Raw genomic sequence first — 9,470 nt, 5'->3', positions numbered from 1 at the left:
CTGCTCCGCAGACGCGACGCGCCGCCGCTACGCGGCGGATTCCGCGCAAGCGCGGAATAAGCCCGGAACTCCGTTCCGGGCCTCGACCGCTGACGCGGTCGAGGGGAATCCGGCTCCGCCGGATTCCTGCCCGGTGCCGGGCCGCTCCGCGCCCCGTCTCCGGGCGAACGGCGTGCGCTCCGCGCCCGCCTGAAGCAGCAGCGGTGCCGATGCTGGTTGCCGACCGCTGGACTGACGGAGTGTCACCCCGCTCACTCCGCCGGGCCCGAGGCCCCCAACTCAGGGGCCCAACAACCGGGAGATCCAACCCACACCAGAACCAGCCAATCTGACGACCCTTCCCCAACCTTCGTGCGTCATGACACACCCTCGGGATAGAGTCTGGGCTCAGCACGCACCCCCTCCCCCGGCTCCTCCCCTCAGCACGTGCGGAGGAAATTCTGGTCCGTCAGTACCACTGATGACAACGGGAAATCTCCACTCGTCACCTCTGTATAGCCGAGCAGAAAGCGGGTCTCCGAATGCCTCACATCGAATTGCGACCGCATCAGTCGGAAGCCGTAGACGCCGTGGTGAATCACCTTCAGGACCCACCCGGGGGGAACATTCCCCCGGAGGGTCTACGCACGCAGGTAATCGCCGCGACCGGATCAGGCAAGACGCTGATTGCTGTGGAATCAGCGCGGCGGCTTTCCGCGCGGCGGGTGCTGGTCCTGGTGCCGACGCGGGACCTGCTGACACAGATGGCCGGCGCATGGCGCCGGGGCGGTCGGCGGGGCGCGATGGTCGGGGTGTGCGACCTTGGGCCCGAGGAGTCCGACGGCATCCCGTGCACCACAGACCCGGATGAACTCCTGTCGTGGGTGCGGGACCTGGAGACGGTCACGGTGTTCGCGACCTACGCGGCGGTGGGTCTGGGCAAGCTCCAGCGGGCGCACGAGGCGGGTCTGAGGATGTGGGACCTCATGATCGTGGACGAAGCCCACAGGACAAGTGGGGACGGCATGAAGCCGTGGGCGGCGGTGCACCATCAGGCGCGGATTCCAGCGGTGCGACGGCTCTACATGACCGCGACGCCCCGTGTGTGGGAGGCCGAGGGGGAGCAGCCCCGGTTGGTGGCGTCCATGGACGAGGATTCCCCCGTGTTCGGGCCGGTGGCGTACAAGCTCAAGCTGTCGGAGGCGATCCGGCGGGGGATCGTGGCGCCGTACCAGGTGGTGTGCCTGGACATCCGGGACCCCGACCTGTACGCCGCGCTCGCCGAGGAAGCGGGAGGCTCTGACCGGGTGCGCGGGGCGCGGCTCGCGGCGCTTCAGGCCGGACTTCTGACGGCTGCCGCGCGGGAGCGGCTGCGGCGCATCCTGACCTTTCACAGCCGGGTGTCAGAGGCGGAGGCGATGGCCCGGGGCATGCCGTCGGTGGCGGCCCGGCTCGCCGAGGACGACCCGGAGACCTTCCCGCCGGCGGAGCGGGTCTGGGCAGACTGGCTCCACGGGGACCACGCCCCCGGATATCGGCGTGAAGTTTTGGCCGAATTCGCCTCCGATTTCATCGGTGGCGCCCGGTCGGATATCCCGGCTGCGGTCCGTGTCCTCAGCTCTGTGAAAGTGCTGGGGGAAGGCGTGGATACGGCGCAGTGTGATGCGGTTGCTTTCTGCGATGCACGAGGGTCCATGGTCGACATCGTGCAAATGGTCGGGCGTGCCCTGCGCATGAATCCGGGAGAGGGGAAACTGGCTTCACTTGTGGTGCCGGTACTCCTCGGCCCCGACGAGGACACCGACGAAATTCTGACCTCGGATGTGTACGGGACCCTCGCGAAGGTGCTCGGGGCGCTCCGTGCGCACGACGCGGACACGATCGAGGCTCTGGCCGATCCCCGGCAGCGCAGCGGACGCCGCACCGGCGACGACGAGACTCAAGTACCTCTGTCAGAAGTCGAGTTGGTTGCCGAGCTCGCCGAGGACCAGGACCAGGGCGCCGAGCTCGCCGAGGACGACGAGGACCAGGACCAGGGCGCCGAGGACGGTCCCGAGGCGGACGCAGGCGCCGGGGATGACGTGTGGGTGAGCCAGGCAGCGGCGGGCCTGCTCCGCTTCAGCAGCCCGCGTGACCCCGCGTTGGTGGCGCAGTTCGTGAGCCTGCGGGTGATCGATCCGGAGAAGGCGTACTGGCGGCGCGGGATCGAGGCGGCCACCCGGTGGCGGCGCGAGAACGGCGGCGGGCAACTGCGCGTGCCGTACGACTACGTGATGCCCGAGGACGAGTCGGCCGGCGCCGGGTTCCCGCTGGGGCGGTGGCTCGCCGACCTACGGCGCTACTACAACGCGGGAACCCTGGAAGCCTCCCGCGTGAAGCAGCTCGACGTGCTGGGCATGGTGTGGTCCCACTATGACGTCGCGTGGGAGGAAGGGCTCACGGTCGCGCGCTCTTGGGCCGCCGCATACGGACACTTCCTCCCGCCGGTCAACGCGATCGGGGATGGCGGCTACCCGATCGGGGTATGGGCCAAGAACAGGCGCGCTGAGGCCCGCAGGACCTGGGAGAACGCCGAGCGGCGCGCGGCCGGTGAAACCGTGCCCGTAGGCGCCGGGGAGCTGCCAGAGAGCCGCATGGCGGCTTTGGAGGCCATCGACCCGGGATGGTGCCCGCTGGGATGGGACGTGGCATGGCAGCGTTGCTTCACCCTCGCCCGCACCCACGTCCGGGCCGGGGGCGCGCTCCCCGAGGCGGCCGGTGAACTCGTCGTCCAGGGCGAAGACCTCGGGGCGTGGGTCGCCGCACAGCGGCACGGGTGGGACAAGCTCACCCCCGCCCAGCAATGGCTCCTCGGCAGCACACTCGGACTGGAACCCGCCGCCCCTGGGGCGCGGCCGGCCAAGCTCACCGCGGATGGCAAGTGGGCGCTGAACCTCCGCGCGGCCCGGCAGTACCACGCCCGCGAAGGACACCTGCGACCGGGCCGCAAGCACATCGAGCACCTGGACGTCGACGGCGAAGCGGTCGGCATCAAACTCGGGACGTTCCTGGACAACACCCGGCGCCGCGCCGACAAACTCACCCCCGACAGGCGGGCCGAACTCGACCAGCTCGGCATGCGCTGGTAACCCGACCGGACACCGAGGCGGCGGGCAGCGAGCGCCCGCCACCCCTCAGTGCCAGCCTCTCGGGAATCCAGTCGTGAACACGAAACACCCCCGGGCCAATTCCTTGAGTTCTAGTGGTCGTCGCAACATCCCAGCTCAGGTGATGCGATGGCCTACCAGATCCGGGAGGACCGGAAGCCGCAGGGACGGAAGAAGCTGACTGCTGAGCGGTCGGCATACTTCCAGCTCATGCAGCAGGGCTACAGCAACAGAGAGGCGTGCCGGATCGTGGGCGTCAGCCCCCGCCCCGGCAAGGTGTGGCGCAATGGCCGCCACGCGCACAAGGGCCTGGCGAAGGCGCGTCCCCTGGTCTATCGGGAGCCGTCTTCGCCAGGCCCAGGCCGCTATTTGCGGGAGTCCGAGCGCATCCACATCGCCGACCGGCTGCGGGAGAAGGCGTCCGTCCGGACCATAGTGGCAGAGTTGGGCCGCAGCCCTTCCACCGTCAGCCGGGAGATACGCCGCAACGGCACGCCCCTGCGCAGGGACGGCTCCGGCTGGGCCTGCCGGCCCCGTGCCGCCCGGGCCCGCGCCGACGCCTGCAAGCCCTGCCGGAAGCCGGGGAGGATCGGGCAGAACCGGGAACTGCGAGGCTTCATCCAGGACCGCCTCGCGCGACGGTGGAGTCCTGAGCAGATCTGCCCGGCTCTGCGGGCCGTCTTTCCCGACCGGCCGGAGATGTACGTGACCCACGAGACCCTCTATCAGGCCCTCTACGTCCAAGGCCGCGGAGAATTACGGTGGGAGCTAACCCGCGCGCTGAGGACCGGGAGGGTCATGCGCCGGCCGCACCGCCAGTTCTACAAGCGCCAGCCGCGCATGTCGGCCGACATGGTCATGATCAGCGAGCGCCCGGCCGAAGTCGCCGACCGGGCCGTCCCCGGCCGCTGGGAAGGCGATCTCATCATCGGCAAGGAAGGGAAGTCCGCGATCGCTACCCTCGTCGAAGGCAGCACCCGCTACGTCCTGCTGGCGCCGTTGCCCAAGGATCACAGCGCGGTCAGCACCCGGGACGCACTCATCGAGGCCGTCACATCGCTCCCACAGGACTTGAAGCGTTCCCTGATCTGGGACCAGGGCTCCGAGATGGCAGCCCGCAGGGCGTTCACCATCGCCACCGACATCCCGGTCTACTTCTGCGCCCCTGGCAGCCCCTGGCAGCGCGGCTCCAATGAGAACACGAATGGCCTGCTGCGTCAGTATTTCCCGAAAGGCACCGATCTGTCCCCGCGCAGCCGCGAGCACCTGGCCGCCGTCGCCGTCGAACTCAACAGCCGTCCACGCAAGGCGCTCAGCTGGGAGACCCCAGCCGAGCGCCTGCAGAAACTACTCGCCGCCTGATCAGACCACCGCAAGTCGCGACGATCGCTAAAAACCGTGCTTCTTGTCCCTGCGAGGCTTGCGCGGCGCCTTCCCCCAGGCGCCGGCAGGTCGTTCTTGCCGGACCTTCGGTACGAATTCTGCACGCGTTAGAACGGTTCGTGGCTTGGGGTGCAGGAGAGACTCTGTGTCCCACGGGCCCTCATGCGTCCATCCGAACCCCAGGAGCACCTCGTTGAAGACCGGTGCGAAGTTTGCACCGACCAGGTCCGGCATCTGATGGCGCAGCTCTCGAACGCGGGCAACAAAATCTGCGGGCAACGGCACGTGGTACGCCTCCAGATAGTGCGCAAAGTCCGCGCGCCATACCCACATTGCGTCGGTGACAAGCGGCGAACAGCCGGAGGTGTGCCGGTGAACCTCACCTGTGAGCACGTCGACCCCTGCCTCCATGGGGTACGTGAGGCGATGGCCTACGTCCAAATACTCCACAATTTTCGCTTCGTCGTGTTCGCCGGACGCTTGCGCCTGGGCCGCCAACGGTCCCGCAGCAACCTCACCTGAGTAACCGGAGTCATCGAAGAACCCAAGCAGCTTCAGCACGCACGCCCCTCGTCAACCCGAGCAATCGAGGCGAGCATACGCAGACCCGGGGCCTGCCGACCTCGGGTCTGCTGCTTGACTGCCTGTGCTACACATCAGAGATCACGTGTTGCGACGACCACTGGAATCCGCCTTCACGCCCGAGGGTGTTTCCCTGCACTCCGGATTTACGCGGCCCGCTCCCGCTCCTTCTTCCGCCGATTAACGATCGTGGCGGAACGTCCGGCGAATTCACCGGTACGGCGCTGCGTCCATTCCTGGGTGAGGCCGTAGGCGTCAGTCGCCGGTGTTGGTTGCCCAGACAGGCCGGCCAGCGTTGTCGTAGACGACGACATTGCCGTCGTCCTGGACAGCGAGGTAGGCACCCTTGTGCCAGGTATCGGCCGCCCAGACCGGGTTCCCGGAGCTGTCGTAGACCACGAAGTTGCCGTCTTCCTGGAAGACAGCGCAGTTGCCGCGGCTCCACGTGTTGGGAGCCTGCCACACAGGACGCCCGTCCTTGTAGAGGACGAAGTTGCCGTCTTCCTGCATACGCAGGGCCGCGCGCCCGTTGCCCGACGTCCACGCCTGGTTCCTGCAGATCGTCGCACGCGGCCGGATGATGTGATCACTGCTCGGACGCGTGACCGCCCCGGGCTCCGCAACCCGGGTGGGCACCCCTGCGGGGCCCCACGGGGCCACCGCCTGCGCGCTGGCCGCGCCCGCGCCGGCAAAAGCCAGCACTCCGGCCACAACACACACAGCCCTACGAAGGTTCATCACAACCCACACTCCTTCAACGGCGCCAACGAGTAGTCAAATGATCACAAAGAGCGATGCCGTTCCGTGCGGAAACCCCCTCGCCTTCACACGAACGAGATAGCGCACAGACCCCAGCCCAGGCCGGTCCCACGGATGTCACACCCCACCCGTACGGAAACGTCCGGGCCGCGTGGGAACCCACACAAGAGATGCCACAGGAGTTTTCGGCGGGACTGGGCCACGCCTCCCGGAGCCTTCAGGCCGCGGGGTCAGGTGGGTACGGCGGCCGACGGCGCGGGCCACATGCCGGAGAAGGAGCGGGCGATGCGGTTGATGACCAGGCCGCGGTAGTGCGGGGTCGGTGAGGAGGTGCGGTTCGGCGCCAAAGGCGCAGCCTGCGGGCAGGCCGGATGGCCTGCCGATCGGGCGCGGCTTGCGCGGGGATGTCGGCGCGGGATCGCGGCGGCGACCCGGTGGCTGCGGGAGAACGGCGGCGGGCAACTGCGGGTGCCGTACGAGTACGTGACGGGCGAGGACGAGTCGGCCGGCGCAGCCGCCGGGTTCCCGATGGGGCGGTGGCTCGCCGACCTACGCCGCTACTACAACGCGGGAACCCTGGAAGCCTCCCGCGTCAAGCAACTGGACAAGCTGGGCATGGTCTGGTCCCACCATGACGTCGCATGGGAGGAAGGCTTGACTGTCGCGCGGTCGTGGGCCGCCGCACACGGGCACTTCCTTCCCCCCGTGAACGCTGTGGGGGACGGCGGCTACCCGATCGGGGTGTGGGCGAAGAACAGGCGGGCGAAGGCCCGCAGGGCCCTGGAGAGCACCGAACGGCGCGCCGTCGGGGAAAACCGTGCCCACGGCCGCTGGAGAGCTGCCAGAGAGCCGTCTGGCAGCCCTGGAGGCCATCCGCCCCGGATGGTGCCCCCTCGGGTGGACCGTGGCGTGGCAGCGCTGCTTCACCCTCACCCGCACCCACGTCCAGGCCGGGGGCACCCTGCCCGAGGGCGGCCGGGGAACTCGTCGTGCAGGGCGAGGATCTCGGGGCGTGGGTCGCGGCGCAGCGGCAGGGATGGGACAAGCTCTCCCCCGCCCAGCAATGGCTCCCCTCGGCAGCACACTCGGACTGGAACCCGCCGGCCCCGGGGCGCAGTCGGGGAAGCTCACTGCAGACGGCAAGTGGGCTCTCAACCTCCGCGCAGCCCGGCAGTACCACGCCCGTGAGAGACACCTACGACCGGGCCGGAAGCACGTCGAGCGCCTGGACGTCGACGGCCAGCCGGTCGACATCAAACTCGGCACCTTCCTGGACAACACCCGCCGCCGGGCCGACAAACTCACCCCCAACAGGCGGGCCCTCGACCAGCTCGGGATGCGCTGGTAACCCGAGCACGGGCGGCAGTGGGATAGGCATCCGCAGTCAGCTTCCTCGGGCGGGGCGCCGCAGTGGCCGGGTCGCGGCTTGCATGCGCGGTGCCTCGGTGCCAGTCCCGTTGAGATGCTGCCGGCATCACGTCAGTTTCCCGAACCTTCGATGGGGAATCTGCGGTACCCCGACGAGACGTACCCGCAGGTGTAACAGTGGCGGCTGGTGCCCGTCCCTTCGTGGGTCGTCCACTGCGTCTTCTCCGACCACACGTGCCGGTGGAAGAGCCGGTACCACAGATGCCTTGGCCAGTTGAGCTGACGCCGAAGTGAGTGGGGCAGCGCTCCCTGCGTGGAGTCGGCCGCCTCCCAAGCCGCACAGTCGATGCACCTGCGGACCCACTCGGGCCACTGTTCAACAGGGCGGTCAGGTAACCAGGGTGCGTAGACGGGGATGCGGCGCGCCTGTTGTTGCAGCGGATCTTTGTCCTTCACCCGCAGGGTGCCGTCATAGTGCAGTAGGCGAGAGCGGATCCAGACGGTCCACCGGTGGTCATGCTCAGTCACGCAGCCCCTCCCACCCGTCAGTCACCGACCAGCGCTTACGGCTCATCCGCCAGCTGGTGACAATGCATTGCGAACGGGCCAACGCGCCAGGCGTTTCACGGCACGACCCGGTGAGAGACTCCCGAGAGGTGAAGCCCGTGGGGTGCCGGACGCGGGCGGCGTGCGTGTCGCGGGCCCGGGCGGCGAGCACCACCATAGAGCGCCGGACGCCGACGGCCAGCCGGTCGGCATTCAAGCTCGGGACCTTTGTGGACATGGACAGCACCCGGCGGCGGACCGGCAAGCTCACCCCTGTACGACGCGCCGCGCTGGACCAGCTCGGCATGCGCTGGTGACCCGGGAGCTCCACGCCGGATGGGATCGTGCGGAGTGAGCCGACTCATGCTGGTTGTCAGCTTGGCAGGCGGGTTGTCACCTGTCGGGGAGGCTGCTGTTTGACGTTCACGTGGTGCAGCAGCTTGTAGCTGGGCGAAGGTCCGCTGCGATGGGTCAGTATGCGGAGTTGACGTTGTCGATGGAGCCGTAGCGGTGGGCGGCGTAGTTGGCGGCGGCGGTGATGTTGGCGACCGGGTCGGTGGAGCTGTTGGCGGTGCCGGCGACGTGGAATGCCTTGAACGTGGGGTCGATGACCTGGAGCAGGCCCTTGGAGGGGGTGCCGTTCTTGGCGTTGACGTCGTAGTTGTTCTGGGCGTTGGGGTTGCCGCTGGACTCGCGCATGATGTTGCGGTGCAGGCCCTCGTAGGTGCCCGGGATGCCCTTGGCCTTCATGATGGCCAGGGACTGCTTGATCCAGCCGTCGAGGTTGTTCGCGGCGCCCTTGGCGCCGGCGGGGGCGGTGGCCTTGGAGGCGATGGCGGGGGCGGCCTTGGGGGCTTCGGCGGCGTGGGCGGTGGCCGGCGTCAGCGTCAGGGCCGCGGCCGCGGCGCCGGTGGTGACCAGGCCGGTGACGGCCAGGTTGCGCAGACGGGCAAGGCGGGAGGCAGCGGTGATCGCGGTCATGGGGGTCTCCTACGGGACGTCTTTGAGGCGCCGGCCGGATCATCCGGTCGCGGCCTGTCGGGCGTCGGGGCGAGGCCCCGCACAGCGCGGCGAACAACGACGGCCCCGGCGATCCCACCCGGCCCGACCTGCTGTTCGCGGCGACGACAGACATGGTTAGCGACCACGAGAACGGGAAGCAAGAATGTGACCTACTACCCAAGAGCGTAGAAATAGCCCTAATTCGGTCATTTTGTGGCGTTCCTGTGCGTCAGAGCGCTGCCGGCTCTACGACCCCGCTTAGGACGTGACCTGCCTCTCGTGGGTGGCGTCACGCGAGAACCGGAAAACCAGGCCTCCGACCAGGCTTGCTCCACCCCGAAGGGGGCAGCGCGCAGCCCGGAAATGCGTACATGCGACCGGTCCAGACCTCGCCAGGGTGACCGCGGGATGCTGATACGGGCTCGGCGGGCCCGCCGGCAGGAGCCCGCGCACTTCGTGGCCTCGGCCAGGAAACCCAGCGCCGTCGTCCGGGCGGACGGGCCACTTCCGGGCAGGCCAGACGCTGCCTGCCACAGGCGCCGCCGGTGCCGCCGGTGCCGTAGGTGCCGTAGGCCGGCCACTCGTACACCGCCGCGCCGACCGAGGCACCTGCGCGACGCTGCGGATCCGGCCGCACGTGCCCACGATGCAGGAAGCACAGGCGTAGGCGAGACGGGTGCCGGGGACGGGGGCGGCCGGCGGCCG

Annotated in this window: 6 protein-coding genes and 1 pseudogene; 4 read left to right on the top strand and 3 right to left on the bottom strand. The window is 68.9% G+C overall.

What is annotated here, in order from left to right:
• Positions 1–521 precede the first annotated feature (521 nt).
• Positions 522–3,107 (top strand): DEAD/DEAH box helicase, encoded by a 2,586-nt coding sequence (locus tag AQJ11_RS43855; protein ID WP_079082707.1) that lies wholly within the window; start codon positions 522–524, stop codon positions 3,105–3,107.
• 147 nt (positions 3,108–3,254) lie between these two features.
• Positions 3,255–4,487, top strand: a complete 1,233-nt coding sequence (locus AQJ11_RS43850; RefSeq protein ID WP_059267229.1) for an IS30 family transposase — start codon at positions 3,255–3,257, stop codon at positions 4,485–4,487.
• 27 nt (positions 4,488–4,514) lie between these two features.
• On the opposite strand, the gene AQJ11_RS49610 is transcribed toward AQJ11_RS43850, so the two are convergent.
• Together AQJ11_RS49610 and AQJ11_RS43845 are read right to left on the bottom strand one after the other, a co-directional pair.
• Entirely contained in the window at positions 4,515–5,069 is a 555-nt protein-coding gene (locus tag AQJ11_RS49610) for a hypothetical protein (protein WP_159061814.1), read from the bottom strand.
• A 276-nt stretch (positions 5,070–5,345) separates the two neighbouring features.
• Positions 5,346–5,801 (bottom strand): hypothetical protein, encoded by a 456-nt coding sequence (locus AQJ11_RS43845; RefSeq protein WP_244218664.1) that lies wholly within the window; start codon positions 5,799–5,801, stop codon positions 5,346–5,348.
• 378 nt (positions 5,802–6,179) lie between these two features.
• On the opposite strand from AQJ11_RS43845, the pseudogene AQJ11_RS52010 reads away from it, so the two are divergent.
• Positions 6,180–6,590, top strand: a pseudogene (locus AQJ11_RS52010) (Helicase associated domain protein); the annotation flags it as partial.
• Between the two features lie 322 nt (positions 6,591–6,912).
• Positions 6,913–7,197, top strand: a complete 285-nt coding sequence (locus tag AQJ11_RS52005; protein ID WP_244218666.1) for a helicase associated domain-containing protein — start codon at positions 6,913–6,915, stop codon at positions 7,195–7,197.
• Between the two features lie 1,037 nt (positions 7,198–8,234).
• Here the strand turns inward: AQJ11_RS52005 and AQJ11_RS43830 are convergent.
• Positions 8,235–8,744, bottom strand: coding sequence for a transglycosylase SLT domain-containing protein (locus tag AQJ11_RS43830; protein ID WP_059267227.1), 510 nt, complete (start codon positions 8,742–8,744; stop codon positions 8,235–8,237).
• Positions 8,745–9,470 lie beyond the last annotated feature (726 nt).

This window comes from Streptomyces corchorusii (genome assembly GCF_001514055.1).
Lineage (GTDB): Bacteria > Actinomycetota > Actinomycetes > Streptomycetales > Streptomycetaceae > Streptomyces > Streptomyces olivaceoviridis.
Note: the sequence above shows the minus strand (reverse complement) of the source record. Positions and strands in the feature narration are given on the sequence as shown.